Source organism: Mariniflexile ostreae (assembly GCF_042427585.1).
GTDB lineage: Bacteria > Bacteroidota > Bacteroidia > Flavobacteriales > Flavobacteriaceae > Pseudalgibacter > Pseudalgibacter ostreae.
In genome coordinates this window covers 1-562 of the sequence record NZ_JBHMFC010000097.1, presented here as the reverse complement: position 1 = coordinate 562, position 562 = coordinate 1, and the positions used below count along the sequence as shown (strand labels likewise).

Here is a 562-nt window from a genome sequence, read left to right as displayed (position 1 = left end):
CGTTGCAGCCACTACCCAAAAAATCCACATTTTTACAGATTAGCCGATAAATATGGTTTTTATGTAGTGGATGAAGCTAATATTGAAACCCATGGTATGGGAGCGACCAACCAAGGATTAAATAATAATTTGAAAGATCAAGCAGTGCATCCTGCTTATTTGCCAGAATGGAAAGGGGCGCACATGGACAGAACAATACGTATGTTTGAACGTAGTAAAAACCATGCATCTATTGTAACATGGTCTTTAGGAAATGAAGCAGGAAATGGTGAGAACTTTTTTGCAACGTACCAATGGTTAAAAGCACAAGATACTACAAGACCAACACAGTATGAAGGTGCTACACAATATTCTAATACAGATATACAACCCCCTATGTATTGGCCTATTGAAAAAATGATTGCTTATGCAGAAAATAACCCAACACGTCCCTTAATTCAATGTGAATATGCGCATGCCATGGGTAATAGTGTAGGTAATTTACAAGATTATTGGGATGTTATTGAAAAATACGACATCATGCAAGGTGGTTTTATTTGGGATTGGGTAGACCAAGGCATTT

The 562-nt window shown here is 37.4% G+C and carries 1 protein-coding gene; it reads left to right on the top strand.

The features are described 5' to 3' along the window. The coding region (locus ACFFU9_RS13800; RefSeq protein WP_379862068.1) for a glycoside hydrolase family 2 TIM barrel-domain containing protein at window positions 1-562 on the top strand (562 nt) is incomplete at both ends.